The 26499-nt window shown below is 72.6% G+C and carries 21 protein-coding genes and 1 tRNA gene; 9 read left to right on the top strand and 13 right to left on the bottom strand.

Going from position 1 to position 26499, the window contains the following annotated elements; all coding sequences use genetic code 11:
- Positions 1 to 136 precede the first annotated feature (136 nt).
- The 3 genes from groL to DNL27_RS09970 all read right to left on the bottom strand — a co-directional run bounded on the left by groL (position 137) and on the right by DNL27_RS09970 (position 2601).
- Positions 137 to 1771 (bottom strand): chaperonin GroEL, encoded by a 1635-nt coding sequence (gene groL / locus DNL27_RS09960; protein WP_012398905.1) that lies wholly within the window; start codon positions 1769 to 1771, stop codon positions 137 to 139.
- Positions 1772 to 2034: 263 nt separating this feature from the next.
- Positions 2035 to 2292, bottom strand: a complete 258-nt coding sequence (locus DNL27_RS09965) for a hypothetical protein (RefSeq protein WP_012398906.1) — start codon at positions 2290 to 2292, stop codon at positions 2035 to 2037.
- An 84-nt stretch (positions 2293 to 2376) separates the two neighbouring features.
- A complete protein-coding gene (locus DNL27_RS09970) occupies positions 2377 to 2601 on the bottom strand; it encodes a DUF3263 domain-containing protein (RefSeq protein ID WP_012398907.1) in 225 nt (74 codons plus the stop codon).
- Between the two features lie 61 nt (positions 2602 to 2662).
- Between DNL27_RS09970 and DNL27_RS09975 the strand changes: the two genes are divergently transcribed.
- On the top strand, positions 2663 to 3346 hold the full coding sequence (locus tag DNL27_RS09975) for a uracil-DNA glycosylase (protein WP_112235454.1): 684 nt from the start codon (positions 2663 to 2665) through the stop codon (positions 3344 to 3346).
- 19 nt (positions 3347 to 3365) lie between these two features.
- Positions 3366 to 4220 (top strand): siderophore-interacting protein, encoded by an 855-nt coding sequence (locus tag DNL27_RS09980; protein ID WP_112235455.1) that lies wholly within the window; start codon positions 3366 to 3368, stop codon positions 4218 to 4220.
- Positions 4221 to 4236: 16 nt separating this feature from the next.
- Here the strand turns inward: DNL27_RS09980 and DNL27_RS09985 are convergent, their stop codons facing one another.
- The 8 genes from DNL27_RS09985 to DNL27_RS10020 form a co-directional block, all read right to left on the bottom strand.
- The gene (locus tag DNL27_RS09985) at positions 4237 to 6348 is read right to left on the bottom strand and encodes a threonine/serine exporter family protein (RefSeq protein ID WP_112235456.1); all 2112 of its coding nucleotides are present in this window, start codon (positions 6346 to 6348) and stop codon (positions 4237 to 4239) included.
- A 125-nt stretch (positions 6349 to 6473) separates the two neighbouring features.
- Positions 6474 to 7556 (bottom strand): peptidoglycan bridge formation glycyltransferase FemA/FemB family protein, encoded by a 1083-nt coding sequence (locus DNL27_RS09990; RefSeq protein ID WP_112235457.1) that lies wholly within the window; start codon positions 7554 to 7556, stop codon positions 6474 to 6476.
- A 90-nt stretch (positions 7557 to 7646) separates the two neighbouring features.
- Positions 7647 to 9566 (bottom strand): FMN-binding glutamate synthase family protein, encoded by a 1920-nt coding sequence (locus tag DNL27_RS09995; RefSeq protein WP_112235458.1) that lies wholly within the window; start codon positions 9564 to 9566, stop codon positions 7647 to 7649.
- Between the two features lie 279 nt (positions 9567 to 9845).
- The gene (locus DNL27_RS10000; protein WP_012398913.1) at positions 9846 to 10127 is read right to left on the bottom strand and encodes an HPr family phosphocarrier protein; all 282 of its coding nucleotides are present in this window, start codon (positions 10125 to 10127) and stop codon (positions 9846 to 9848) included.
- 54 nt (positions 10128 to 10181) lie between these two features.
- Positions 10182 to 11918 carry a phosphoenolpyruvate--protein phosphotransferase gene (gene ptsP / locus DNL27_RS10005; RefSeq protein WP_112235459.1) on the bottom strand — a complete coding sequence of 579 codons (1737 nt, stop codon included), beginning with the start codon at positions 11916 to 11918 and terminating at the stop codon, positions 10182 to 10184.
- Positions 11918 to 14242, bottom strand: a complete 2325-nt coding sequence (locus tag DNL27_RS10010) for a fructose-specific PTS transporter subunit EIIC (RefSeq protein WP_112235460.1) — start codon at positions 14240 to 14242, stop codon at positions 11918 to 11920. The genes ptsP and DNL27_RS10010 overlap by 1 nt, the downstream gene beginning before the upstream one ends.
- A gap of 46 nt (positions 14243 to 14288) precedes the next feature.
- Positions 14289 to 15488 carry a 1-phosphofructokinase family hexose kinase gene (locus DNL27_RS10015; RefSeq protein ID WP_112235461.1) on the bottom strand — a complete coding sequence of 400 codons (1200 nt, stop codon included), beginning with the start codon at positions 15486 to 15488 and terminating at the stop codon, positions 14289 to 14291.
- The gene (locus DNL27_RS10020; RefSeq protein ID WP_012398917.1) at positions 15485 to 16276 is read right to left on the bottom strand and encodes a DeoR/GlpR family DNA-binding transcription regulator; all 792 of its coding nucleotides are present in this window, start codon (positions 16274 to 16276) and stop codon (positions 15485 to 15487) included. Before DNL27_RS10020 ends, DNL27_RS10015 begins: the two co-directional genes overlap by 4 nt.
- A gap of 184 nt (positions 16277 to 16460) precedes the next feature.
- On the opposite strand from DNL27_RS10020, the gene DNL27_RS10025 reads away from it, so the two are divergent.
- The 4 genes from DNL27_RS10025 to DNL27_RS10040 all read left to right on the top strand — a co-directional run bounded on the left by DNL27_RS10025 (position 16461) and on the right by DNL27_RS10040 (position 21030).
- Positions 16461 to 18206 (top strand): ABC transporter ATP-binding protein, encoded by a 1746-nt coding sequence (locus DNL27_RS10025; protein WP_112235462.1) that lies wholly within the window; start codon positions 16461 to 16463, stop codon positions 18204 to 18206.
- Complete coding sequence (locus DNL27_RS10030) at positions 18203 to 20134, top strand: ABC transporter ATP-binding protein (protein ID WP_112235463.1); 1932 nt, start codon at positions 18203 to 18205, stop codon at positions 20132 to 20134. Before DNL27_RS10025 ends, DNL27_RS10030 begins: the two co-directional genes overlap by 4 nt.
- A gap of 106 nt (positions 20135 to 20240) precedes the next feature.
- On the top strand, positions 20241 to 20843 hold the full coding sequence (locus DNL27_RS10035) for a TIGR03085 family metal-binding protein (RefSeq protein ID WP_041297406.1): 603 nt from the start codon (positions 20241 to 20243) through the stop codon (positions 20841 to 20843).
- Positions 20844 to 20956: 113 nt separating this feature from the next.
- Positions 20957 to 21030, top strand: a tRNA-Thr gene (locus DNL27_RS10040).
- A 144-nt stretch (positions 21031 to 21174) separates the two neighbouring features.
- Here DNL27_RS10040 and DNL27_RS10045 read toward each other — a convergent pair.
- Complete coding sequence (locus DNL27_RS10045) at positions 21175 to 22056, bottom strand: thioredoxin domain-containing protein (RefSeq protein ID WP_112235464.1); 882 nt, start codon at positions 22054 to 22056, stop codon at positions 21175 to 21177.
- Between the two features lie 222 nt (positions 22057 to 22278).
- Between DNL27_RS10045 and DNL27_RS10050 the strand changes: the two genes are divergently transcribed.
- The 3 genes from DNL27_RS10050 to DNL27_RS10060 are packed head-to-tail and all read left to right on the top strand — an operon-like array spanning position 22279 to position 25898.
- The gene (locus DNL27_RS10050; protein ID WP_234449156.1) at positions 22279 to 23829 is read left to right on the top strand and encodes a trehalose-6-phosphate synthase; all 1551 of its coding nucleotides are present in this window, start codon (positions 22279 to 22281) and stop codon (positions 23827 to 23829) included.
- Positions 23822 to 24637: a trehalose-phosphatase gene (gene otsB, locus DNL27_RS10055; RefSeq protein ID WP_112235466.1), complete on the top strand. Its 816-nt coding sequence runs from the start codon at positions 23822 to 23824 to the stop codon at positions 24635 to 24637. Before DNL27_RS10050 ends, otsB begins: the two co-directional genes overlap by 8 nt.
- A gap of 1 nt (position 24638) precedes the next feature.
- On the top strand, positions 24639 to 25898 hold the full coding sequence (locus tag DNL27_RS10060; protein WP_112235467.1) for a DUF4032 domain-containing protein: 1260 nt from the start codon (positions 24639 to 24641) through the stop codon (positions 25896 to 25898).
- On the opposite strand, the gene DNL27_RS10065 is transcribed toward DNL27_RS10060, so the two are convergent.
- A complete protein-coding gene (locus DNL27_RS10065) occupies positions 25895 to 26497 on the bottom strand; it encodes a TetR/AcrR family transcriptional regulator (protein WP_012398925.1) in 603 nt (200 codons plus the stop codon). The genes DNL27_RS10060 and DNL27_RS10065 overlap by 4 nt on opposite strands.
- Between the last annotated feature and the right edge of the window lie 2 nt (positions 26498 to 26499).

Raw genomic sequence — 26499 nt, forward strand, 5'->3', positions numbered from 1 at the left:
ACCCGACAGGCATAACGCCGCAGACCTCCGGGCCCGGGGCGGGACGGCGAGGGACCCCGGACGCGTCCTGCGCGTCCGGGGTCCCTCGACGGTCGCACCCGCGGAACGGGTGGGACTCCACGTCAGTGGAGTGCGATCACATCATGCCGCCCATGCCACCCATGGGATCGGCACCCGCGCCCGCACCGGCGGCCTCGGGCTCGGGCTTGTCCGCCACCACGGCCTCCGTGGTGAGGAACAGCCCGGCGATCGACGCCGCGTTCTGCAGCGCGGAACGGGTCACCTTGACGGGGTCGTTGATGCCCGCGGCCATGAGGTCCTCGTACTCGCCGGTGGCGGCGTTGAGGCCCCAGCCGGTCTCGAGCCCGCGCACCTTGTCGACCACCACGCCGGGCTCCATGCCCGCGTTGAGGGCGATCTGCTTGAGCGGGGCGTCGATGGCGACCTTGACGATGTTCGCACCGGTGGCCTCGTCACCCGAGAGGTTCAGGGAGTCGAAGACCTTGGCACCGGCCTGGATGAGGGCCACGCCACCGCCGGCGACGATGCCCTCCTCCACGGCTGCCTTGGCGTTGCGCACGGCGTCCTCGATGCGGTGCTTGCGCTCCTTGAGCTCCACCTCGGTGGCCGCACCGGCCTTGAGCACTGCCACGCCGCCGGCCAGCTTGGCCAGGCGCTCCTGCAGCTTCTCGCGGTCGTAGTCGGAGTCGGAGTTGTTGATCTCCGCGCGGATCTGCGCCACGCGCCCCTCGATCTCCTCCTGGGTGCCGGCGCCGTCCACGATGGTGGTCTCGTCCTTGGTGACGACGACCTTGCGGGCCTGGCCCAGCAGGTCGATCGTGGCGGACTCGAGGGACAGGCCGACCTCTTCGGTGATGACCTGACCGCCGGTGAGGATGGCGATGTCGGCGAGCTGGGCCTTGCGGCGGTCACCGAAGCCGGGGGCCTTCACGGCCACGGACTTCACGGCGCCGCGCATCTTGTTCAGCACCAGCATGGCCAGGGCCTCGCCGTCCACGTCCTCGGCGATGATCAGCAGCGGCTTGCCGGCCTGCATGACCTTCTCCAGCACGGGGACCAGGTCCTTCACGGCGGAGATCTTGGAGTTCACGATGAGGATGTAGGGATCCTCCAGAACGGCCTCCTGGCGGTCCGCGTCCGTGACGAAGTAGCCGGAGAGGTAGCCCTTGTCGAAGCGCATGCCCTCGGTCAGCTCGAGGTCCAGCCCGAAGGTGTTGGACTCCTCGACGGTGATGACGCCTTCCTTGCCGACCTTCTCCATGGCCTCGGCGATGAGCTTGCCGATCTCGGGGTCTGCGGCGGAGATGGACGCGGTGGCGGCGATCTCCTCCTCGGTCTCGATCTCCTTGGCGGAGGACAGCAGCTGCTCGGTCACGGAGGCCACGGCCTTCTCGATGCCGCGCTTGAGGGACAGCGGGTCCGCACCGGCGGCCACGTTGCGCAGGCCTTCCTTCACGAGGGCCTGGGCGAGCACGGTGGCCGTGGTGGTGCCGTCACCGGCGACGTCGTCGGTCTTCTTGGCGACCTCCTTGACGAGCTCCGCGCCGATCTTCTCGTACGGCTCCTCGAGCTCGATCTCCTTGGCGATGGAGACGCCGTCGTTGGTGATGGTGGGAGCGCCCCAGGACTTCTCCAGGACCACGTTGCGGCCGCGCGGGCCGAGCGTGACCTTGACGGCGTCCGCGAGGGTGTTCAGACCCTTCTCGAGGCCGCGGCGAGCTTCTTCGTCGAATGCGATCATCTTTGCCATGTGTGTCGTCCCTCCTGGACGGTTGACGAAAGAGACTGGTCACGATGCCCGCGACGGACGGTGTCCGCGCCGCAGTCCTCACCGCGCCGCGACCACCTCACCGTGATGTGGTTTTCACCCGTGCGCCGGGTGGACGCCACCGGACCCGGTTAGCAGTCCACTCGACTGAGTGCTAATCCAATAGTGGCACTGCTGCGCGCGGAACCGCAAACGGTCTGCGTGTGGTGGGCTCAGGTTTCATTCCCGGCTGAACGCGGGCCCGCTCAGCCGCGCACGACGCCGCCCGCGAGCGTCGCGGACGCCCCCGGCCGTGCGGCGTCGGCCTGGGCGTCCTGGGCCGTGCGCGGGGCGTTGACGAAGCACACCGCACCGAGCACGAGGGCCAGCACCCCGGAGACGAGGACCGCGCGGAACTGCCGCGTGGAGCCCTCCCGCGCCCGGGGGTTGTGCCCCCGGTGGGCGCCCTGGCGGGCGCCGTCCTCGGGGACGTCGTCGAACTCGTCGTGGGGGTACTCGCTCATGGTCTGGCCCTCCTGGACCCGTCGGCCGTCGTGGGAGCGCGGTGCTCGCGCGCGCCCCGGGACACTATCCCACGCACGGCGCGCTCAGCGCGTGCGGGCGCGGCGCAGCCGGGAGATCAGCATGGGGGCCTGGCGGGCTGCGGCCTCCGAGGAGATCAGGGCGTTGAGGCGCTGGTAGTAGTGCACGGGGCTGAGCCCCAGGCGGGAGCGGATCGCGGACTCCTTGGCGCCCCGGTACTTCCAGTGCTCGGACTCGAGCTCCAGGACGGCCCGGTCTAGCTCGTCGAGCTCCTCCCCCGTGGTAGACATGGCCTCAACCCTAGCGCGCGCCGCCCCGCCCCGCGCGCCGCCCCGCCCCAGGAGGTCCACCGTGAACGCCCCGCGCCCGCTGTCCGAGATCATGCACCCGCAGTGGGCCGCCTCCCTGGAACCGGTGGAGCCGCAGATCCGTGCGATGGGCGAGTTCCTGCGCGCGGAGCACGCCGCGGGCCGGCACACCCTGCCGGCCGGGGAGAACATCTTCCGGGCGTTCCGGGAGCCGCTGTCCGCGGTCAAGGTGCTGATCGTGGGCCAGGACCCCTACCCCACGCCCGGACACGCCATGGGCCTCTCGTTCTCGGTGGCCCCGGATGTCCGACCGGTCCCGCGGTCCCTGCAGAACATCTACAAGGAGCTGCGCTCGGACCTGGGCATCGAGCCTCCCCCGCACGGGGACCTCTCCTCGTGGTCCGGGCAGGGGGTCATGCTGCTCAACAGGGTGCTCACGGTGCAGGCGGGGGCGGCGGCGTCCCACCGGGGCAAGGGCTGGGAGGCGGTCACGGAGTGCGCCATCCGCGCGCTCGGCGACCGCGGTGCGCCTCTCGTGGCCGTCCTGTGGGGCCGGGACGCCCGCAGCACCGCGGGCTGGCTGGGCGGGGCGCCCACGGTGGAGTCCGCGCACCCCTCGCCGCTGTCCGCGTCCCGGGGATTCTTCGGCTCCCGCCCGTTCTCGCGCACCAACGAGCTGCTGCGCGAGCAGGGTGCGGAGCCCGTCTCGTGGAAGCTGCCGGGTTAGGGTCCCCTAAGCTGGGTCCATGCCGAGGATTCCAGCACCCGCAGACCGCAAGCCCCAGCTCGACCTCACGGTCGTCGAGCAGATCCGTCTGGCCCCCGCCATGGTGCGCGTGGTGTGCCGCATCGACAACCCGGAGGACTTCCGGGACGTCCCCGCGCCTGAGAAGTACGTCAAGCTCCTGTTCTTCTCCCCGCAGACCCTGGCCGCCACCACCCCCGGCGAGCTGCCGGACTACTGGGCGGTCCGCGAGAGCGCTCCCCCGCACGAGCAGCCCGTGTCCCGCCACATGACCCTGCGTCGGGTGGACGCCGCCGCGGCCACGGTCTGGATCGACGTCGCGCTGCACGGCAGCGAGGGCCACGCCGGGCCGTGGGCGGCGGCCGCGCGGCCGGGTGACCGGATCGTGGCCCTGGGCCCCGGCGGGAAGTGGGTTCCGGACCCCGCCGCCACCTGGAGCATCCTCGCGGGCGACGACGCCGCCGTCCCCGCCGTGCTCGCGAACCTCGAGGCCCTGCCGCACGACGCCCGCGGCGAGGCGGTCCTCGAGGTCCAGGACGCCTCCCACGAGCTCGACCTCTCCGACACGGCCCTCCCCGAGGGGGTGCGCGTGCGGTGGGTGCACCGGGCGGACGAGCGCCCGGGTGAACGGGCGCTCGTCGTCGGGATCTCCGAGGCCGCGTGGCCCGAGGACCTCACGGGCGTGCAGGCGTTCGTGCACGGCGAGCGCGAGGCCATGAAGGCCGCCCGCCGCGAGCTGTTCGAGGTGCGCGGCCTCGAGCGTGCGCAGGTGTCCCTGTCCGGCTACTGGGCGCGCGGACGCACCGAGGACGTGTTCCAGGCGGAGAAGAAGCTGCCCGTGGGCCAGATCCTCTAGGGCCCGCGCTCAGCGTTCAGCGGCGCCGGTTGCGGCGCTGCGAGAGGTGCTGCATCTGCTCGATGAACGGGCGCATGAGGTACTTGGCGAGCACCACGCCGGCGGCCAGCAGCACGATGGATGCCATGGCGTTGACCAGCTCGTTGATGCCCTGGCCCGGAGTCTCGGTCTGCACCGTCATGGCGTACATCCCGCGGAACAGGGTGAGTCCCGGCAGCAGGAAGGTCATGGCCGGGATCGCGAGCACGGCCTGGGGGATCTTGGAGCGGGCCGCGAGCAGGGCTGCCACGCATCCGCTGGCCACCGCGCCCACGCCCGTGGCGATCCGGCTGCCGGCGTCCACGAGACCCACCCCGTGGTAGAGCAGCAGCCCCGCGAAGGCCGCTGCCACGGCCGGGGGGATGTGCCGCGGCTTGACCTGCATGGACACCGCGATCAGGGCGGTGGAGACCAGCATGAACGCGATGTTCGTCAGCTTGCCCGTGGGGGTGAAGCTCGACTGCGAGATGTCGATGGGTGGCACCCCGAGCACGTTCACGGTCACGGACACCCCCAGGGCGATGCCCGCGACGATGCCGAGGAACGCCATGGCGGTGGAGAGCAGCCGCCCCGCCGCGGTCACGGGGAAGCCGTTGATGGCGTCCTGCATGGTGGAGACCATGCGCGTGGTGGGCAGGAGCATGATCAGACCGCCCGCGATCACCGTGGGCGGTGACAGCGGCACCCCGAGGGCGGAGACCACGATGGCCACGAGCGTGACCACGAAGGCGTTGGCGGCGAGCGAGAAGAACTCGGGGATCCGCCACGCGCTGAGCTTGGCCGTGACCACCTGCACCACGGCGGCCGAGGCCACGGCCACGGACGCCCCCACCCAGGACGCCCCGAGGGCCAGCGCCAGGGTTCCGGCCACGAGCACGGTGGCGGCCGTGACCATCCAGCGGGCGTAGGGCTTGGGCCGCGCGTTGATCTCCGCGAGCTCCCGCTCCGCCCGGCGCAGCGGCATCTCGCCCTCGATGATGCGGATCACGAGCTGGTGGGTGTCCGCCAGGCCCGAGTAGTTGTCCGTCCACGAGCGCACCACGCGCATCACGGTGTGGCTGGAGGTCGCGGAGTCCCCCCAGGGGTCCTCCCCCGTGCGGGTGCTCCCCGAGCCGCGGATCTCCCCGGTGGTGCCGGGGGTGCCCGCGAACGACGACGCGCCCTCGCCGGTCTCCCCCTCGCCGCCCGCGGCGGCCGGGGCGAGCCCCGCGGCCGCGAGCTGGCCCGTGGCGGTGGTCTCGGCCACGTAGTTGATGGTCACGGACTGGTTGGTGATGTCCACCTCGAGGTTTTCCACCCCGTACGTGGCGCACACCGCGATGATGGCGTTCTCCACGTCCAGGGCGTCCGCCCCGTAGTGGAACATGGTCTCCGCGAGGCGCAGGGCGAAGTTCAGGGTCCGCCGGGCCTGCCGGTCGGAGCCGTCGCCGAACTTGCGCAGGTGGCGGAACGGCGTGGCGGTGAGACGGTCCACCACGCGCATGGGGGCCGTGGGGGCGGCGTCGCCCTGCACGAGCGAGCGGAACAGGGACCGGGGGGCCTTCGGCGGGTCCACCCGGGCGGCGGGGTACACGGCCCGGGGGATCGCGGTGGTGGCCGGGGCGATCTCGTGCTCGACCGTCTCCGGGCGCTCCACCGGCGAGGCCGCCGGGGTGCTGCTGCGCCGGGAGGTGGTGCCGATCGGCTCGGTGAGCGCGGCGGGGACCCCGCCGCGGTGGCCCTGTCCCGCGCGGTCCGCGGCGATCTGACCGGGGGTGAGCACGGGCAGGGCGGAGACGCGGGTGGACCCCGCGGTGGCCGACTGCCCGGTGCGCAGTGTCCGCTGCCCGCCCGTGCGGGGGGCGGCGGCATGGGGGTCCGTGTGCGGGTGCGATGCGGCGCGCGCAAGGGCCTGGGCCGCCTGCTCCTCCGTGGGGCGCGGCAGGGCACGCCCACGACGGCGCGGGGCCGTGGGCCGTACGGCCTCCCGCAGGGCCGTGTCACCGCCCGGGCCGAAGGGCTGGTCGTCCGCCGAGGGGCGGGCCGTGGCCTCCCCCGAGGACGGGTAGCCCTGGTGGGCCATGTGGATCAGCTGCTCGTTCACGCTCACGTCGGATGAACCTTCCCTGCCGCCGCGGGCACTGCTCAGGTCTGGTGTGGCGGCGGCCGCGGCCCGGGGCCGTGGGGCGGCCGCCCCGTGGTCTCGTCAGGGTGCCGCGGCCGGGCTGGCGCCGGTCAGTAGAACGGCTGGCCCGTGCGGCGCACCCACAGCTGGCGCTGGACCTTCTCCGCCACGCTGGTCCACACAGCGTATTTCGCGCGGCTGAGCGGCTGGTCCCAAACACCTGCGTAGTCCACGACAGTCTTCGTGAAGCTCGTCTTGAACAGCCCCAGCCCGTAGTAGTGGTGCTCCTTGTTCTTGAGCTGGTCCGAGGGCGGGGTGCCGCAGAAGTCGTACTGCACGATCCCGTGGTCCTGCTTCAGGTCCGTGATGGCGGACCACTGCACCAGGTGGGAGTCCCCGTACTGCTTGCGGCGGGGCTTGGACCCGCCGTCCTTGTACGTGCCCTTGGAGCCGTAGGCGATCACGTACGCGCCCACGGAGGGCTTGCCGTCCTCGTAGGTGAAGTACAGACGTCCCTGGCCGCGCTCGGCGAAGTTCGTCCAGAACGCGCGGTAGTACTCGTAGGAGCGCAGGTTCACCTGGGCGTGGCCCTGGCCCACGGAGTCCATCAGGGCGTACATCGCCCGCATGTTCTCCTCGGTGAGGGGAACCTGCTCCACCTCGCAGCCCTCGCGGATCGCGCGGCGCACGGCGTTGCGCCCGCGCGAGTGCAGGGACTTCAGCAACGCCTTCTCGTCCATGTCCGTGTTGAGCACGGCGGTGGAGTCGTTGGGCTGGATCTCGAAGGACTTCACGAGTCCCGCCCGAGCCAGCACCCCGGCGGCATAGTCCGAGGCGAGGATCTCGGGCTCGTACTTGATGGCGAACACTCCCTTGGCCGCGCCGGCCACGAAGCGCTCGTTGGCAGCCACGATGCCCGGGACGTCCTCCACGGACTCCACGTCCGGGCCCTTGATCATGTACCAGAGCCGGCCGAGGGCGGGCACCTTCTTCTCCAGCACCAGGTTGTAGCTCGCGCGGGAGCCGTCCGAGGGTTCGTAGACCACGTGCCGGGGCGTCCAGCCGTGGTCCTTCTTCACCTCGGCGAACGCCTCCGACTGCAGCAGGTTGCCACCCGACGGGTTGGCCGTGACGTGGGTGTCCCACTCGGCGATCTCCTGGGCGGTGGCAAAACGTGCCGTGAATTCTCGCAAGGCTCTCTCAATCCTGTACCGCGGGACGTGCTCTGACGTTGGGCGGCGCCGAGCGTGCCCGGCGCCGCCTCACATGGTATCCCGCCGCGCTCAGGCGAGGCCGGGGTTGCGGGAGCGTGAGTCGTCCTCCGGGTCCACGTTGCCGGGCTCGGGAGCCGGGTCCCGCCGCGTGTGCTGCGCGCCGGGGCTCGTCCCGGGCTCGCCCTCCGGCCGGCGGCTCGCCCCCGGGGAGGCGTCCGCGGGATCCTGCGGCGCGGCGTCGTCGCCCGTCCGCACGGCGCCCGGGGACGACGACGCCGCTGCACCCCGTACGCGCGCGGAGCCCACCGAGGAGCCGCCCACGCCGGCGTACTCGCGGTCCGCGGCGGGAACCACCCCGCCCGGGGTCAGCGGCCCGCGGTCGTGGAACACGTACTTGCCGGGGTGGCCCGCGGAGAAGCGGTCGGGATCGGCGTAGTCCCAGTCCTCGCCCCATCCGCCCTCGACGCCCTCGAACAGCTCGCGCGGGCGCAGCCACTGGTAGAGGGACTCGTAGGAGATGGACTGGGTGGCGGTCACCTTGCGGCGCAGCATCTCCCGGGTGAGTTCTTCGGGGTGGTCGCAGCCCATCGTGGCGATGATCTGGCCCGCCTCCTCCACCGTGAGGCGGTGGTAGCGCTCCACCCGGTCGCCCTTGTCCTCGACGTCCAGGGCGCGGTAGAGCCGCGGGTCCTGCGTGGTCACGCCCACGGGACACTTGTTGGTGTGGCACGCCTGGGCCTGGATGCAGCCCACCGCCATCATCATGGCCCGGGCGCTCATGCAGAAGTCCGCGCCCTGGATGATGTGGCGCACGATGTCGTGGCCCGAGGTGATCTTCCCGGCGCACCCGAGCTTGATGCGCTCGCGCAGCCCCGCTCCCACCAGGGCGTTGTGCACCAGGATCAGGCCCTCCACGAGCGGGGTGCCCACGTGGTCCTGGTACTCCAGCGGGGCCGCGCCCGTGCCGCCCTCGGCGCCGTCCACCACGATGAAGTCCGGGGTGACCCCCTCCTCGATCATGGCCTTGCAGATGGCCAGGAACTCCACGCGGGAGCCCACGCACAGCTTGAAGCCGATGGGCTTTCCGTGGGAGAGCTCCCGCAGCCGGGCCACGAAGCGGATCAGCTCGCGCGGCGTCGTGAAAGCGGAGTGGCTCGCCGGGGAGATGCAGGTCTGCCCCTCGGGCACGCCGCGGGCCGCGGCGATCTCCGCCGTGACCTTGGCCCCGGGCAGCACACCGCCGAGGCCGGGCTTGGCGCCCTGGGAGAGCTTGATGTTCACGGCCTTGACCTGGGGCAGGTTGGCCTTGCGCCGGAACTGCTCGGGGTCGAAGTTGCCGTTCTCGTCGCGCGTGCCGAAGTACCCGGAGCCGAACTCCCAGATGATGTCCGCGTCGTGGGCGAGGTGGTACTCGGTGAGCCCGCCCTCACCCGTCTCCTGGGCGAAGCCGCCGAGGGCCGCACCCTTGTTCATGGCCAGCACGGCGTTCTTGGACAGCGAGCCGAAGCTCATGGCGGAGATGTTGAACAGGGACGCGTCGTAGGGCTGCCGGCAGTCCGGCCCGCCCAGGCGCACCCGGTGCTCGTCCTCGGGAGCGGCCCGGGGAGCCACGGACTGCACGAAGTACTCGTAGCCGGGCTCGTTGACGTCCAGCTCGGTGCCGAACGCCTTGTCCCCCTTGAACCCCTTGGCACGGGAGTAGACCAGGGAGCGCTGGTCCCGGTCGAAGGGCTTGCCGTCGTAGTTGCGCTCAATGAAGTACTGCTGGATCTCCGGTCGGATCTTCTCCAGGAAGAAACGCATGTGCCCGAGCACGGGGAAGTTGCGCAGCACCGAGTGCCTGCGCTGCGTGGCGTCCCGGACGGCCACGAGCAGCAGGAGGAGGAAGAGGACGGCGGGGAACCACCATCCCCAGGGACCGAGCACGGCCGCCAGGACCGTGGCGAGGGTGGCGAGCGTGAGGCCGCCGAGGATCAGGAGACGCACCATGGGAACACCGTACCCCTCGGCCGCGGCGCGGTTCCTTTCGCCCGCCCCCGCGACGTCGCGGGCGCGGCACCGACTCCCGCGGCGCCCCGTTCCCGGCGCCCGGCTCCGCCACACCGCGCCCGGGAACCCCGCCCGGAACACCGGGATGGCAACGCCGGGGCCGCGGCGCCACAGCTCCGGGCGGTCCGGTCGGGACCGCGGGCCCCGCGGCGTCGCGCCCACAGCGACGGACGCCGGGTGCCCGTGGTGGGCACCCGGCGTCCGGCCGGTGGGCTCAGCTCACTCGGCGTCGAGGTCCGTCTCGATGATGCCCGCGAGGTGCGCGAGCGCCTCCTCGGCGCCCTCGCCCTCGGCGGCGAGGACCACCCTGTCCCCGTGCGAGGCGCCCAGGGACATCAGGGACAGCACGGACGAGGCGTCCATGCCCTCCTCGGCATCCTCGCCCTCGGCGCGAATGGTGATCTCGAGGTTCTCGTACTCCCCCGCGGCCTCGGCGAAGATCGCGGCGGGGCGGGCGTGCAGCCCCACGCGGGAGGCCACGGTGGCGGTGCGTTCGGTCATGTCAGCTCCTGTTCGGGTTGTGGTGCTCGGTGGTTGCGGTGGTGCCCCGGCCCGTCACAGGCCGAGTTCGGCGAGCGCGGGCAGCTCCGCCCGCACGGCGTCCCTCGCCTCCTGGGGCCCAGTGGCCCCCAGGGCGAGCTCCGCCAGCCGCCGGGTCTGTGCGGTGTCCACGGTGCGCAGCACGGCGGCGACCGCCGCGAGGGAGCGCGCGCTCATGGACAGGGTGTCCACGCCGAGCCCCACGAGCACCACCGCGAGCGCGGGGTCCGCGGCCGCCTCGCCGCACACCCCCACGTTCTTGGGGGTGCCCGTGGAGCGCGTGGCGGACGCCGCCCCGCGGGTCACGCACTCGACCATGCGCAGCACGGCCGGCTGCCACGGCGAGTTCAGCTCAGCCAGGGAGCCGAGCATCCGGTCCGCGGCCATCGTGTACTGCGTGAGGTCGTTGGTGCCCAGGGACACGAAGTCCACGCGGTCCAGGATCTGCTCGGCGGTCAGGGCGGCGGCCGGTGTCTCGACCATCACGCCGCACGTGCGCAGCCCGGCCTCGTGCGCAAGGTCCTGGAAGCGCACGGCCTCGGCCACGGTGGCGATCATGGGGGCCATGACCCACACGTCCGCGGTGGTCTGCTGCGCGGCGGCCGCAATGGCCTCCAGCTGCCGGGAGAGCACGCCGGGCGTGGTGCTGTCCGTGCGGTAGCCGCGCACGCCCAGCGCGGGGTTGGGCTCGGTGGCGTCCGTGAGGAACGGCAGGGGCTTGTCCGCTCCCGCGTCCAGGGTGCGCACCACCACCTTGCGGCCCTCGAACGCCACCAGCACCTCGGCATAGGCCTCCGCCTGCTCGGCGACGGAGGGTTCGGTGTCCCGCCCGAGGAAGCAGAACTCGGTGCGCAGCAGTCCCACGCCCTGGGCGCCGGCCTCCGCGGCGGCGCGGGCGTCGTCGCCGGCACCCACGTTGGCCAGCAGCGGCACGGTGGTGCCGTCCGCGAGCTGCCCGCTGCCGTCAAACGAGGCGAGCTGCTCGCTGGCCCGCCGCCACCCGGCCACGGCCTCCTCCTGCTCCGGGCCGGGAGCGGTGAGCACGGTTCCGGCCGCACCGTCCACGAACACGGGCTGACCGCCGGACAGCTCGAGCACCCCCGGCGCGGCGACCACGGCGGGCAGGCCCAGGTTGCGGGCGAGGATGGCCGTGTGGGACTGCGGCCCGCCGGACTCCGTGACCAGGGCAAGCACGACGTCCGGGTCGAGCACCGCGGTGTCCGCCGGGGCGAGGTCCTCGGCCGCGAGCACGAACGGCTCGCGGCGCTGGGGCACTCCCGGGGCGTCCTCGCCGCGCAGCTGCGCGACGATCCGGGCGCGCACGTCCTCGATGTCCGCGGCGCGCTCGGCCATGTAGCCGCCCATCGCGCGCATCTGGTCCGCGTAGGCCGTGGCAGCCTGCCACAGGGCGCGCTCGGGGCTCAGCTGCTGGGTGGTCACGAGCTTGCCCGCGTTCTTGGTCAGGGCCCGGTCCCCCGCCATGAGCGCGGTGGCCTTGAGGACCTCCGCGGCGGACTCGGAACGGGCGCGGGACGCGCGCTCCGTGAGCTCGGCCCGCACCGCGAGCGCGGCGGCCTTGAGCCGGTCCACGGCCGCGTCGGGGTCGCCCGTGAGGGGGTCCCCGACCGGGGGCTCGGTGACGGCGGGGGCCATGTGCACGAGGGGCGCGATGACCCGCCCGGGGCTCACCCCCACGCCGTGCAGGATCTGCTGGCCGGGCTCCTCCCGGCGGGTGTCGTCCTTCATGGTCATCACGCTCCCACGCTCTGCTGCGTCTGCGGAACCCCGGGGATCTCCCCGGCGTGCTCCTTGGCGCGCCCCACCCGCTTGAGGAGGGTGACGAGCACGCCGGTGATCAGGGTGCCCACCACCACGCTGAGCAGGAAGGCCCCGGGCCCGTGGATCACGGGCAGGATGAACACGCCGCCGTGCGGTGCGGCCGAGGCCACGCCGAAGGCCATGCTCATGGCCCCCGTGACCACGCCGCCCACCATGGACGCGGGGATCACGCGCAGGGGATCCGCCGCGGCGAAGGGGATGGCGCCCTCCGAGATGAAGGAGGCCCCGAGCAGCCACGAGGTCTTGCCGTTCTCGCGCTCCGCAGCGGTGAAGTACTTCCGCCCGAGCACGGTGGACGCCAGGGCCAGGCCCAGCGGGGGCACCATGCCCGCGGCGATCACGGCGGCCATGATCTCCTGCGGCGCGGAGTTGGTGGCGGTCGCGGTGCCCAGCCCGGCCACGGCGAAGGAGTAGGCCACCTTGTTGATGGGTCCCCCCAGGTCCGAGCACATCATCAGGCCGAGCACGGCCCCCAGGGCCACGGCAGACGCCCCGCTCATGCCGGAGAGCAGCCCGGTCAGCCAGGTCATGAACGCCGCGATGGGCCCGCCGACCACCAGGAAGAGCAGACCGCCCGCGAACAGCGAGGCCAGCAGCGGGATGATCACCACCGGCATCAGCGAACCCAGCCAGCGTGGCAGCCGCGGCAGACTCAGCCAGTACGCGCACAGGCCCGCGAGCAGACCTCCCACGATGCCGCCGATGAACCCGGCACCCATGAAGTTGGCCACGAGCCCCGCCGCGAAGCCCGGGGCGATGCCCGGCCGGTCCGCGAGCCCGTAGGCGATGTAGCCCGCGAGCGCGGGCACCAGCAGGCTCATGGCCAGGTTTCCGGTCTTGAACAGCACCGCGCCCAGGTACATGGACAGGGACACGTCCCCCAGGTTGCCCAGGGTGGCGGTCTGCAGGATGTGGTCGGCCTGCTGCGCCACCTCCACAGGGTCCGCGATCATGAACGCGATGGCCATGAGCAGCCCGCCCGCGGCCACGAACGGGATCATGTAGCTCACGCCCGTCATCACGGCCTTGCGGATCCGGGTGCCCCAGCCCTCGCTGCCGGTCAGGGCGTCGGCGGTGTCCGTGCCGTCCCCGGTGACCCTGGGGGCCCGGGGGTCCTCAGCGGCGGCGAGCGCCTCCTCGATCATCTCCCGGGGCTCGTCGATGCCCCGCTTCACGGCGGAGGCGATGTAGGGCAGCCCGGCGAAGCGGGTGCGCTCGCGCACGTCCACGTCCGTGGCGAAGATGACGGCCTCGGCCTGCGCGATCACCTGCGGGTCCAGGCGCGTGGCGCCCGAGGAGCCCTGGGTCTCGACCTGCAGCTCCACCCCCATCTCCTGCGCCGTGTTCGCGAGGGCGTCCGCGGCCATGTAGGTGTGCGCGATCCCCGTGGGGCACGCGGTGACGGCCACGAGCCGACGCGGCCCGCGCTGCTCACCGCCCGTCCCTGCCGTCCGGTCCTCGGGGGAGCCGTTGGCCACGAACGACGCCGCCGCGGCACCTCCCACGGCACCCGCGCTCGCGGCCGTGCCCGGGTCGGCGCCGGGCGCACCTGTGGACGGGGACTGCGGATCCCCTGCGAGGGGCGCCGCGCCGGTCTCCCCGGCGGCGTCGCCAGCCCCCGCGGCTGAGGTGCCACCCCCGGTTCCGGGCGCCGTCGACGCGGTGCCGGAGGCCACGGTGCCCGGCGCGGTCGCGGCGGAGGAACCCGACGCGCCGGTGGTGGTGCCACCGGCGGCCGGGTCCGCGCCCCCGGCAGCGGGCCGAGCGGCGTCGTCCGGGACGGGTCCCAGACCCAGGGCGCCGTCGACGATGCCCACGACCTCCTCCGGGGTGGTGGCCGCGCGCAGGGACGCGACGAACGGCTTCTTCATGAGCGAGCGGGCGAGCTTGGACAGCAGCTTGAGGTGCTCCTGGTCCGCGCCCGCGGGGGCCGCGATGAAGAACACGACGTCCGCCGGGCCGTCCTTGGCGCCGAAGTCCACCGGGGGTGCGAGCCGCGCCATGACCAGCGTGGCCCGCGTGACGGCCTCGGACCGGCAGTGCGGGATGCCGATGCCGCCCGGGATGCCCGTGGCGTTCTTGGCCTCGCGGGCCAGGGCGTCCGCGGCGAGCGAGTCCGCGTCACGCGCGCGGCCCTGCCGGTGGACGGTCGCGGCGAGCTCACGGATCACGCTGTCCGTGGACCCGCCCAGGTCCCGGTCCAGCAGGACCAGGTCCGGTGTGATGAGATCTGACATGTCGGTGCTCCTCGGGTACGGGCCGGTGCGGCGCGCAGCGGATGGGTCAGGAACGGGGTGCCGCGGGGCCCCGGTCGGAACCGGGGTGGTCCGGGGCGCCGTCGGCGGGGCCGGGCGCACCCGGGGCGCTCCCCGCGGGCTTGGCAGTCCCCACGGGCTCGGAGCTTTCCTCGGGCGCGGAGGTTTCCTGGGGGTCGGAGAGCCGGGGCGCGGCGGGGTGAGGCAGAACGGGGAGGGACCGTGCGGCGTCGTCGGCCGTGCCCTGCGGGGTGCGGGAGGCTGCCGGCGGGCCGAGCTCCGTGACGCGCACGGCGTCCGGGGTGGTCTGTGCGGGCGTGGGCATCTGGGTGCCCGGCAGGGCGGCCGCCGCGGAGCCGTGGGCCACGGCGTGGCGCAGGCACTCGCTCGGGGGGTCGCCCCGCTCGGCGGCCATGAGGTAGCCGGTCAGGGCGCTGTCCCCCGCGCCCACCGTGGAGCGCACGGTCACGGGCGCGTGCTCGGCGTGCCACGCGCCGTTAGCGGTCACGAGCACGGCGCCGCGTCCGCCCAGCGTGCACAGCACGGCGCCCACGCCGCGCGCCACGAGCTCCCGCGCGGCCTGCGCGCTCGCGAGCGGATCCGCCTCGAAGGCGTCGCCGTCCCCGCGGCCCAGCAGCTGGGCGAGCTCGTGGCCGTTGGGCTTGATCACGTCCGGCAGGGTCCCAGCGTCCGGGGCGAGCGCCTCGGCGAGCGGGGCGCCCGAGGTGTCCAGGGCGTACGACGGCGCCGCCGCCCCCAGCGCGCCACGCACCCGGGACGCGATCACCGCGTAGACGTCCGGGGCGGGACCCGGGGGCACGGAGCCCGCGAACACGAGCCAGGACGCGCCCGCCCCCCGGCTGACGATGCGCTCCACGATCCGCTCGACCGTGCGCTCGTCCAGCACGGGGCCGGGCTCGTTGATCTTGGTGGTGGTGCCGTCCGGTTCCGTGACCGTGATGTTGGAGCGGATGGGCGCCCCGATCGAGACGCTGTCGTAGCGCACCCCCACGGCGTCCAGGGCGGCGAACAGGGGGTCGGTGTCGTCCCCCGGGGCCACGGCCACGGTGTCCACGCCGCTCGCGGACAGCGCGCGCGAGATGTTCACGCCCTTGCCGCCCGGGTCCTGGCGGGTGGAGACCGCGCGCTGGACCCGCCCGCGCGCGAGCGGCGCACCGAGGTCCACCGTGCGGTCCACGGAGGGGTTGAGGGTCACGGTGATGATCATGCGAGGACCACTTCCACATCTGCGTCTTCGAGGGCCTGCGCCAGCTCCCCCACGGGAGCCGCGTCGGTGATGAACGTGTCGATCTGCTCGAGCGAGCAGAAACGGGTGAGGGTCTCCTGGTCCTGCTTGCTCGCGTCGCACAGCACCACCACGCGGCGTGCCGCCTGCACGATCGCGGACTTGACCACGGCCTCGATGGGGTCCGGCGTGGAGAGCCCGAACCGCGCGTGCGCGCCGTTGCAGCCCACGAACGCGAGGTCCGGGCGCAGCTGGTCGTAGTGCTGGGCCGCGCGCGAACCGGTGGCCGCCCACGTGAGCTTGCGGATCCGCCCGCCCACCAGCTCCAGACCCACGCCCTCCGCGTCCGCGAGCTTCGCGGCGATGTGCAGGGCGTGGGTGATCACCAGCTGCTCCTGGCCACCGGGCAGGTGGTTGTCGCGGTGCAGCAGCAGCTCCGCGAGCGCCTCCACCGTGGTCCCCGCGTCCAGCACCACGGCCCCGGCGCCCGCGCGCTGAAGCACCTCGAGGGCCTTGAGCGCGATGCTGTGCTTCTCGGCGGCCGCGAGGCGCTGGCGCGAGTCCATGCCCTGCTCGCCGCTCGTGGACTGGTCCACCGAGACCGCCCCGCCGTGCACGCGCCGCAGCCGGTCCTGGCTCTCCAGGACGGCGAGATCGCGCCGGATGGTCTCCATGGTCACCTCGAAGCGGCGCGCGAGTTCCGCGCCGTTGACCCGGCGCTCGCGGCTCACGGTGCGCGCGATCTCCTCGTGGCGTTCTGCAGCGAACATGCTCACCTCACGGACGGACTGTGGTGCAGGACTCGTTGAATGTGAGCTTATGTCTGTTTGTGTGGTTTTACCACCCCCTTTCCCACATCCGGCCCCGAACGGCCCGTGAGCGTGTCCGGGCTCCCGCGTATATTGGGCCCGTCATGGGCTTCGCCCCCGCTGTTCTGCGTCAGGATCGCCCGTCATGCTGCTGCGTCTGCTGCGCACCTCCGTGCGCCCCTACCTCCCGTGGGTCGTGGGGGTGCTCGTCTTCCAGCTGCTGTCCACGATCGCCACGCTGTACCTGCCCAGCCTCAACGCCCGGATCATCGACCACGGCGTGACCCGCGGGGACACCGACTACATCTGGCGCACCGGCGCGGTGATGCTCGCCGTGGCCCTCGCCCAGGTGCTCTGCGCCGTGGTGGCCGTGTGGTGCGGGGCCCGCACCGCCATGGGGGTGGGCCGGGACCTGCGCCGGGACGTCTTCACCCGGGTGGGCTCCTTCAGCGCCCGGGAGGTCGGCACGTTCGGCGCACCCTCCCTGATCACCCGCAACACCAACGACGTCCAGCAGATCCAGATGCTCACGCTTATGGCCCTCAACTTCATGGTCATGGCGCCGATCATGTGCGTGGGCGGGATCATCATGGCCCTGCGCGAGGACCCCGGGCTGTCGTGGCTCGTGTGGGTCTCCATCCCCGTGATGGGCGTGCTGCTGGGCCTCGTGGTCTCCCGGCTCATGCCCTGGTTCCGCACCATGCAGGAGCGCATCGACGGCATCAACGGCGTGCTGCGCGAGCAGATCACCGGCATCCGCGTGATCCGCGCGTTCGTCAAGGAACCGTTCGAGACGCGGCGCTTCGCGCGGGCCAACCAGGACCTCACGGACATCTCCCTGAAGATCGGCGCGCTGTTCGTGCTGATGTTCCCCGTAATCAACATGGTCATGCACCTGGCCACCGCCGCGGTGCTGTGGTTCGGCGGGCACCGCGTGGACCAGGGCGAGATCCAGGTGGGTGCACTGACCGCGTTCCTGCAGTACATGCTCCAGATCCTCATGGCCGTGATGATGGCCACCTTCATGTTCATGATGGTCCCGCGCGCGGTGGTCAGCGCCGAGCGCATCACCGAGGTGCTGGACACCCGCCCGGCCATGACTCCGCCCGCGCAGCCCGCCGAGGCCCCGCCGGCCCGCGGCCGGCTCGAGTTCCGCGACGTCACGTTCCAGTACCCGGGGGCCGAGGCACCCGTGCTGGACGACATCTGCTTCACCGCCGAGCCGGGGCGCACCGTGGCGATCGTCGGGGCCACCGGGTCCGGCAAGAGCACCCTGATCAACCTCGTCCCGCGCCTGATCGACCCCGTGGCCGGGGAGGTGCTGCTGGACGGCCTGGCCCTGCCGCGCTACGCCCCCGAGGACCTCGCGGGGCGCGTGGGCCTCGTGCCGCAGCGGCCCTTCCTGTTCTCGGGCACCGTGGCCAGCAATCTGCGCTTCGGGCGCGCGGACGCCACGGACGAGCAGCTGTGGGAGGCCCTGCGCGTGGCCCAGGCGGAGGACTTCGTCCGTGCAATGCCCCAGGGCCTGGACTCCCCCGTCTCGCAGGGCGGCACCAACGTCTCGGGCGGGCAGCGCCAGCGGCTCAGCATCGCCCGCGCGCTCGTGGCCCGGCCCAGCGTCTACGTCTTCGACGACTCCTTCTCGGCCCTCGACGTCGCCACGGACGCCCGGCTGCGCGCGGCCCTGCGGCCCGTGACCCGTCACGCCACCGTGGTCACGGTGGCACAACGGGTCTCCACCATCACCGACGCGGACGAGATCCTCGTGCTCGAGAAGGGGCGGATCACCGCGCGCGGAACCCACGACGAGCTCGTGGCGAGCAGCACCACGTACCGGGAGATCGTCACCTCCCAGCTGTCGGCGGACCAGAGCACCGGAGGCGCACTGTGAGCGAGACCCAGGAACCCGCCCGCAAACCGCAGCAGTTCTGGCCCTCGGCGGTGCGCCTCATGAAGCTGCTCACGCCCCACAAGGCCGCCCTCACGGTGGTGGTCCTCGCGGTGGTGGTCTCCGTGGTGCTGGGCGTGTGGGCGCCCCGCGTGCTGGGGCGCGCCATGGACGTGATCTTCGCGGGCGTCGTCGGCCGATCCCTGCCCGCCGGCACGAGCCAGGCCCAGGTCGAGGCCGGGCTGCGCGCGCAGGGCCAGGACACCACCGCGGACATGGTCTCCGCGATGTCCCTGGTGCCCGGCCAGGGTGTGGACTTCACCCGGCTGGGCGGCCTGATCCTGGCGGTGCTGGCCATGTACACGGTGGCGTCCCTGCTGATGTGGCTGCAGGGCTACGTGCTCAACCGTGTGGTCATGCGGGTGGTCTACGACCTGCGCGCCGAGGTCGAGCGCAAGCTCAACGCCCTGCCGCTGAGCTACTTCGACACCCGCCAGCGCGGGGACGTGATGTCGCGCGTGACCAACGACGTGGACAACATCCAGACCGCGCTGCAGCAGACCTTCGCGCAGCTGGTCCAGGACGTGCTCACCGTGCTGGGCATCGTGGTCATGATGTTCGTGGTCTCGTGGCAGCTGGCCCTCGTGGCGCTGCTCGCGCTGCCGCTGTCCGCGGTGGCCGCCGGGGTGATCGGCACCCGGTCCCAGCGCATGTTCAAGCAGCAGTGGCAGGCCACGGGCAGGCTCAACGGGCACATCGAGGAGTCCTTCTCGGGCCACGAGCTCGTCCACGCGTACGGCCGGCAGCGGCAGATGCAGGCGCAGTTCGACGAGCGCAACGAGGAGCTCCACCGCGCGGCCTTCGGGGCCCAGTTCCTGTCCGGGACCATCATGCCCGTGATGCAGTTCATCTCCTACCTCTCCTACGTGGGGATCGCGGTGCTCGGCGGGCTGCGCGTGGCCACGGGTCAGCTGACCCTGGGGGACGCCACGGCGTTCATCCAGTACTCGCGGGAGTTCACCCAGCCGCTGTCCCAGGTGGCGGGCATGGCCACGCAGCTGCAGTCCGGCATCGCCTCGGCGGAGCGCACGTTCGAGCTGCTGGACGCCCCCGAGCAGGAGCCCGAGACGCCCACGGCCCAGCTGCCCGAGCGGCTGCGCGGCGAGGTGCGTTTCGAGCACGTGGACTTCTCCTACGACAAGGCCGCGGTGGCCGCCGGCGCGCAGCCCATGATCGAGGACCTCTCCCTGCACGTGGAGCCCGGGCGCACCGTGGCCATCGTGGGCCCCACCGGGGCGGGCAAGACCACCCTGGTGAACCTGATCCTGCGCTTCTACGAGATCGACGGCGGGCGGATCACCCTGGACGGGATCGACATCCGCGACCTCGCCCGGCACGACCTGCGCTCCCAGGTGGGCATGGTGCTCCAGGACGCCTGGCTGTTCAGCGGCAGCATCATGGAGAACATCCGCTTCGGCCGCCAGGACGCCACGGACGAGGAGGTGCTCGAGGCCGCCCGCGCCACGTACGTGGACCGCTTCGTGCGTGCGCTGCCCCAGGGCTACGACACCGTGGTCACCGAGGACGGCTCCTCGGTCTCCGCGGGCGAGAAGCAGCTGATCACCATTGCGCGCGCGTTCCTCTCCCGCCCGTCCCTGCTGATCCTGGACGAGGCCACCTCCGCGGTGGACACCCGCACCGAGCTGCTCGTGCAGAAGGCCATGGCGGCGCTGCGCGCGCAGCGGACCTCGTTCGTGATCGCCCACCGGCTCTCCACCATCCGGGACGCGGACACCATCATCGTGATGCGCTCGGGGCGGATCGTGGAGCAGGGCTCGCACGAGCAGCTGATCGCCGCCCACGGCGCGTACGCGGAGCTCTACGAGGCCCAGTTCAACTCCCCGGACACGGAGCCCGACGCCGCCGGGTGAGTTCCCGGCTCTGGGCACCGCCCGGGGTCGTGGGACCGGTGGCGCTCGCGGTTCGGCGCGTCTACCGTGTCTCGTGACGGACCACCCCCACAGAACGGATGTCCCCGTGACCAACTTCGCCAACGTCGAACGCCGCCACCTCGCCGCGCTGCTGCGCCGCGTGGGCCCGGACGCCCCCACCCTCTGCGAGGGCTGGCAGACGCTGGACCTCGCGGTCCACCTCGCGATCCGCGACGCTCGCCCGGACGCGGTCCCCGGGATGTTCTCCCCCGGGCTGCCCCTGCTCGGGGCCCACGCCAAGACCGTGGAGGCCGAGTACCGGGCCATGCCGTGGGAGTCCCTCGTGGACCTCGTGGAGCGCCCTCCCCTCTACTCCCCCGGCCGCTGGTCCCCGCTGGACAAGCGCATGAACACCGGGGAGTTCTTCATCCACCACGAGGACGTCCGCCGCGCGCAGCCGCAGTGGCACCCCCGGCAGCTGCTCAACGACGAGCAGAAGGCCCTGTGGGCCATGCTCAAGTTCGGCGGCTCCACCATGCTGCGCAAGGAGCCGGAGTCCGTGGTGCTGCTCGCGGCCGGCTTCGGCGCCGTGCGCGGTGGCAAGACCTCGGCGCGCCGGGTGAAGATCGTGCGCGGCGAGCCCTCCGAGCTGCTGCTGTGGGCGTTCGGCCGCCGGGAGCAGGCCGCCGTGGAGATCACCCAGGAGTAGCCGCAGCACGCCACGGCCGGTCGCCCTCCCCGGAGGGTGGCCGGCCGTTGCGCGTCCCGGCCGCGGCGGCGTCGTCGCGTATCATGGAGCGGTCCCGTCCGCGGGACACCCGCGCCCCCTTAGCTCAGATGGCCAGAGCATCTGTCTTGTAAACAGAGGGTCGCCGGTTCGAATCCGGCAGGGGGCTCCCCGTCCGGGTCGCACCCGAGCGCGAGGGCCCGCCAGGAACCACCTGCCGGGCCCTCGCGCTCGGTGCACCCGGGCCCGCTGCCCGGAGACAGAGAAGACCCCCGGCCCGTGGAACGGACCGGGGGTCTCTGCGCGCGCGGCGCTACTTCTTCTTGGCCTTCGCGTCGATCGCTTGCTTGAGCATGTCCTCGAAGGCGCCCTTCTCGTAGCGCTTGCCGTCCACGAAGATGGACGGGGTGCCCGCCACGCCGTTGGTCACGGACTCGCGGGTGGCCACGTTGACCATGGGGCGGTAGGTGTTCTCGTCGAGGTCCTTCTCGGAGACGGTGGCGCCGTGCTTGCCGGCGATCTCCGCGAGCTGCTTGTTGCTCAGCCCGCCGCTGCCCTGGTGGGAGAACACCTCCTGGGAGTACTCCATGTACTGGTCCGGGGTGACCTGCTCGGCCACCAGGTAGGCGGCGTTCGCGGAGCGGGAGGAGTACTGGTCCGGGGTGGCCTTGTCCAGGAAGTTGAGGTTGCGGTACTCGATCTCCACCTTCCCCGCGTCCACGGCCTTCTTCAGGGCGTCCGCGTTCTCCTTCTCGAAGTCCGCGCAGTGCACGCACTCGAAGTCCTGGAAGATCACGAGCTGCACGGGCTTGCCGTTGCCCACGGCCTTGTCCTTGTCCACCACGCCCAGGGGCGTCTTGGAGGTGTCGGGCTCGTCGGGCGCCGGGGGCAGCGTGGAGAGGTCCCGCTCCTTGACGTCGGAGGTGTTCTGCGCGATCCCGTCCTTGGTCACGGTGATCCCGCCGTACTGGTTGGCGCTCGCGGGCACGGGCCCGGCGTCCGGGATGGTGGCCTTGCTGTTCTGCCAGATCACCAGCCCGATGATCAGCGCGATCGCCACCACGAGGGCCGCGACGCCCAGGATCAGCCCCAGGGGCTTGCCGTTGGAGCGGCGGGACTGGCGGTCGGCGATCTGCCGGGCGCGTTCCCGCGCGTCCACGGACGAGGAGCCGGAGGTGTTGTTCTTGGAAGCCATGGGGGCCCTGGTGTCCTTCCGATGGGGGAGCACAGCTGTCGTTGACTGGTCCTCAGGGTACCCGGCCCGGCCGGGCCCGTGGCCCAGCCGGCTCCCAGGCGGGACCGCCCCACCGGGTCCGTCGACCCCCGCGGCGGGCCACCGCAGGGACGCCCCCTCCCCGGGGTGGCCCGCGCCGGGGTGGCCCGTCACGAGGGCCCGCCGCCGGTGCCCCCGCCTAGGATGGAAGCGATCAACCCGCCCGGGAAGGAACACAGCGTGAGCGCAGAACAGTCTTTGGAAGAGGTCGCCGTCCCGCAGGAGGGCTACGACTTCGTGGTGGTCTCCAACCGGCTCCCTGTGGACCGGGACGTGGACGAGAACGGCAGCAGCTCGTGGCGCCGTTCCCCGGGCGGGCTGGTCAGCGCGCTCGCGCCGGTGATGGCGCAGCGGGACGGTGCCTGGGTGGGCTGGCACGGGGCCCCGGACGAGTCCCTGGAACCGTTCGACCACGACGTCTTCCACCTCGTCCCGGTGTCCCTGAGCGAGACGGAGGTCAAGCGCTACTACGAGGGCTTCTCCAACGCCACCCTGTGGCCGCTGTACCACGACGTGATCGCCTCCCCCGAGTTCCACCGCACGTGGTGGTACGCCTACCGCCGGGTCAACGAGCGCTTCGCGCGCATGGCCGCGGAGACCGCCGCGGAGGGCGCCACGGTGTGGGTGCAGGACTACCAGCTGCAGCTGGTCCCGCGGATGCTGCGCCGGCTGCGCCCGGACGTGACCATCGGCTTCTTCAACCACATCCCGTTCCCTCCCACCGAGATCTTCTCGCAGCTGCCCTGGCGCAGGGCGGTGCTGGAGGGGCTCACGGGCGCGGACCTGATCGGCTTCCAGCGCCCCGGGGACGCCCAGAACTTCCAGCGCTGCGTGCGCCGGTACCTGGGGGTGCAGTTCACCAAGGGTGCGGCGCAGTTCAGCGAGAGCACGGCCGAGGGCGGGCAGACCACGTGGACGGTCAACGCCGGCTCCTACCCCATCTCCATCGACGTGGACTCCATCAAGGAGCTCGCGGACGATCCCTCGGTCCGGGCGCGGGCGCGCGAGATCCGCGAGGAGCTCGGCAACCCGGAGACCATCTTCCTGGGCGTGGACCGGCTGGACTACACCAAGGGCATCCGGCACCGGATCAAGGCCTACGGGGAGCTGCTGCACGACGGCAGACTCACGGTCGAGGACTCCGTGCTGATCCAGGTGGCCAGCCCGTCCCGCGAGCGCGTGGACTCGTACCGGCACCTGCGGGAGCTCGTGGAGGGGATGGTGGGGCGGATCAACGGCCAGTACGACACCATCTCGCACACCGCCATCCGCTACCTCCACCACGGCTACCCGTTCGAGGAGATGGTCGCGCTCTACCTCGCGGCGGACGTGATGCTCGTGACCGCGCTGCGGGACGGGATGAACCTCGTGGCCAAGGAGTACGTGGCGGCCCGCCGGGACCGCTCCGGGGCGCTCGTGCTCTCCGAGTTCACGGGCGCGGCCGAGCAGCTCAAGCAGGCGGTGCTGGTCAACCCCCACGACATCGACGGCCTCAAGGACGCCATGATGTACGCGCGGGACATGCCCGCCACGGAGGCGCGCAAGCGCATGGCCTCGATGCGCCGGCAGGTGCTCACCCACGACGTCGTGGACTGGTCCCAGCGCTTCCTGGACGACCTCGCCGCGCACGCCCGCACCGCGCCCGACGACGCCGCGGGGCCGGGTGCCGCCGCGGACGGGCCCGGTCATGAGTGACCCCCTGAACCGCGCCCTGGATGCCGCGGCCGGTGCGGGCACACTGCTCGTGGCGCTGGACTTCGACGGCACTGTGGCCCCGTTCACCGAACGCCCCGAGGACTCGCGCCCGCTGCCCGCTGCCCAGCGCGCGCTGGACGCGCTCGCGGGGCTGCCCCGGACCACCGTGGCCGTGGTCTCGGGGCGCCCCCTGGAGTTCCTGCGCACCGTCGTGGACCCGCAGCGGCGCATGGTGCTCTCCGGCTCGCACGGTGCGGAGGTGGCCCTCGGCCCCGCGGCGCGCGGCGGAGCTGAGGGCCACGACGCGGGGCACGGCGGCGTCGTGCTCGGACCCGAGCAGCGTGCTCTGCTCGAGCGGGCGGTCGCCGCCACCCGGCAGATCGCCCGGAGCTGCCCGGGCGCGCACGTGGAGCTCAAGCCCGCCGGGGTGGCCCTGCACACCCGGCCCGTGAAGGATCCCGCGGCCGCGCAGCGCGCCCTGCAGCAGGCCGCCGAGGCGTACTGCGCCCTGCCGGGGCTGCGGGTGACCCCGGGGCAGCAGGTCCTGGAGTGCTCGGTGCTCAGCGCCACCAAGGGCGACGGCCTCGACGCGATCCGCGCGGCCGTGCACCCGGACGTCACGGTCTTCGCCGGGGACGACGTCACGGACGAGGACGCCCTGGCCGTGCTGGGTCCCGCTGACGTGGGGATCAAGGTGGGCGAGCGGGAGTCCGTGGCCCCGTGGCGGGTCCCAGACCCGGCCGCGCTCAGCGAGGTGCTGGCCGACCTCGCCGACCGGCGGGCGCGCGTGCTGGACGGCGCGGGCTGAGATGACCCCCCGACCCCCCTCCCCCCACACCGCGCGCGGGATCTCGATCAGCACCGCGTTCCCGGACCCCGCTCTGCTGGAGCTGCCCTGGGACGTCCCCCTCGAGGACTGGCCCCCCGAGGTTCTCGCCGCGTACCCGCGGGGACTGTCCCGCCACGTGGTGCGTTTCGCCACGGTGGGCGAGCGCGTGGTGGCCGTGAAGGAGACCACGGCCCACTACGCGCAGCGCGAGTACGGGCTGCTGCGCAGGCTGCAGCGCATGGGTACCCCGTCGGTGGTTCCGGACGCGGTGGTCACGGAGCGCTATCGCCCCGACGGCGAGGCCCTCCCGGCCGCGCTGGTGACCGACCACCTGAGCTTCTCCCTGCCCTACCGGGCGATCTTCGAGCAGGTGCCTTCCCCGGACACCATTGAACGGCTCGTGGACGCCCTGGCCTCGCTGATCGTGCAGCTGCACCTCTCGGGCTTCTACTGGGGGGACGTCTCCCTCTCCAACACCCTGTTCCGCCGGGACGCCGGCCAGTTCGCCGCCTACCTTGTGGACGCCGAGACCGGCGAGCTGCACCCGCGGCTCACGCGCGGGCAGCGCGAGTACGACATCGACCTCGCGCGCACCAACGTGGCCGGGGAGATCATGGACCTGCTCGCGGGCGAGCACATGCAGCGGCGGCTGGCCGAGGCGGGGGTGGATCCGGCGTCCGTGGACCCGTTCGCGGTCTCGGAGCGGCTCGTGCAGACCTACGACGGGCTGTGGGAGGAGCTGACCGCCACCGAGGTGTTCTCCGTGGACGAGCGCTGGCGCGTGCAGGATCGGGTCAAGCGGCTCAACGAGCTGGGCTTCGACGTCGAGGAGGCGTCCATGGACTCGGACGAGTCCGGGCGGGTGCACCTGCGCCCGCGCGTGGTGGAGCCGGGCCACCACAGCCGCCGGCTGCTGCACCTGACCGGGCTGAACACGCAGGAGAACCAGGCGCGGCGCATCCTCACGGACATCGACCAGTTCGGCCGGGCCCTGTACCCCGGGCTGCCCGAGGACCTCACCGCCCAGCTGTGGATGCGGGAGATCTTCGTGCCCATCATGGCCGCGATCCCCGCGGAGCTGCGCGGCAAGCGGGAGCCCGCGCAGATCGTGCACGAGGTGCTGGAGCACCGGTGGTTCATGTCCGAGGCTGCGGGCAAGGACATCCCCACGGAGGCGGCCGCCGCGGACTACGTGCAGACCTACCTGGCCGAGCGCCCCGACGAGCGGGACGTGTTCTAGCCCGCCGACTGCTCCTCGGGACGCACCCGGATGAGGTCCCCGACCGCGCGGTGCACCCGCACGGTCCACTGCTCGTCGAGGGATCCGTAGCGCGCCACGTGGGCGTAGGCGGCCCCCAGGACGAAGTCCACGACCATGTCCAGGTCCACGGACGCCCGGACGAGCCCGCGGTCCTGGTCCCGCTGCAGGAGCGCGCGCAGGGCGTCCATGCGCGGGCGGACCACCGCCGAGCGCAGCACCCCAGCGGTCGGGGAGGTGGGTTCCTGCAGCAGCGTGATGGCCACACCCAGGCCCATGTCCCGCAGCAGCAGGTCCACGGCATCCGTGAGCGCCTGCTCCCACGTGCCGTCCTGGACGGCGGGGGCCTGCGCGGCGGCCGTGTGCTGCAGCGCAGCCTCCAGCAGCTGGGGGCTGTTGTCGTAGCGGCGGTAGATCGAGGTCTTGGCCACGCCCGTGAGCGCGGAGACCGCCTCGATCGTCACGCGCTGCGGTCCGCCCTCCCGCAGCAGCCGCAGGGCACCCGCGATGATCTTGCGGTCCGTGCGCGCGGTCCGCGGGTCGGTCGAGGGCCCGGGGGCCGGGATGCTCTCGGACGTCATGG

Source organism: Kocuria sp. BT304 (genome assembly GCF_003290245.1).
GTDB classification, from domain to species: domain Bacteria; phylum Actinomycetota; class Actinomycetes; order Actinomycetales; family Micrococcaceae; genus Kocuria; species Kocuria rhizophila_A.

What these genes read in the sequence shown, in the direction of transcription:
- DNL27_RS10065 (WP_012398925.1), bottom strand. Translation starts at nt 26,497, where the DNA reads ATGACGTCCGAGAGCATCCCGGCCCCCGGGCCCTCGACCGACCCGCGG.
- DNL27_RS10000 (WP_012398913.1), bottom strand. Translation starts at nt 10,127, where the DNA reads ATGACCGAACGCACCGCCACCGTGGCCTCCCGCGTGGGGCTGCACGCC.
- DNL27_RS10015 (WP_112235461.1), bottom strand. Translation starts at nt 15,488, where the DNA reads ATGATCATCACCGTGACCCTCAACCCCTCCGTGGACCGCACGGTGGAC.
- ptsP (WP_112235459.1), bottom strand. Translation starts at nt 11,918, where the DNA reads ATGACCATGAAGGACGACACCCGCCGGGAGGAGCCCGGCCAGCAGATC.
- DNL27_RS09965 (WP_012398906.1), bottom strand. Translation starts at nt 2,292, where the DNA reads ATGAGCGAGTACCCCCACGACGAGTTCGACGACGTCCCCGAGGACGGC.
- DNL27_RS09970 (WP_012398907.1), bottom strand. Translation starts at nt 2,601, where the DNA reads ATGTCTACCACGGGGGAGGAGCTCGACGAGCTAGACCGGGCCGTCCTG.
- DNL27_RS10020 (WP_012398917.1), bottom strand. Translation starts at nt 16,276, where the DNA reads ATGTTCGCTGCAGAACGCCACGAGGAGATCGCGCGCACCGTGAGCCGC.
- DNL27_RS09980 (WP_112235455.1), top strand. Translation starts at nt 3,366, where the DNA reads ATGCCGAGGATTCCAGCACCCGCAGACCGCAAGCCCCAGCTCGACCTC.
- otsB (WP_112235466.1), top strand. Translation starts at nt 23,822, where the DNA reads ATGAGTGACCCCCTGAACCGCGCCCTGGATGCCGCGGCCGGTGCGGGC.
- DNL27_RS09995 (WP_112235458.1), bottom strand. Translation starts at nt 9,566, where the DNA reads ATGGTGCGTCTCCTGATCCTCGGCGGCCTCACGCTCGCCACCCTCGCC.
- DNL27_RS10060 (WP_112235467.1), top strand. Translation starts at nt 24,639, where the DNA reads ATGACCCCCCGACCCCCCTCCCCCCACACCGCGCGCGGGATCTCGATC.
- DNL27_RS10050 (WP_234449156.1), top strand. Translation starts at nt 22,279, where the DNA reads ATGGAAGCGATCAACCCGCCCGGGAAGGAACACAGCGTGAGCGCAGAA.
- groL (WP_012398905.1), bottom strand. Translation starts at nt 1,771, where the DNA reads ATGGCAAAGATGATCGCATTCGACGAAGAAGCTCGCCGCGGCCTCGAG.
- DNL27_RS10025 (WP_112235462.1), top strand. Translation starts at nt 16,461, where the DNA reads ATGCTGCTGCGTCTGCTGCGCACCTCCGTGCGCCCCTACCTCCCGTGG.
- DNL27_RS10010 (WP_112235460.1), bottom strand. Translation starts at nt 14,242, where the DNA reads ATGTCAGATCTCATCACACCGGACCTGGTCCTGCTGGACCGGGACCTG.
- DNL27_RS10045 (WP_112235464.1), bottom strand. Translation starts at nt 22,056, where the DNA reads ATGGCTTCCAAGAACAACACCTCCGGCTCCTCGTCCGTGGACGCGCGG.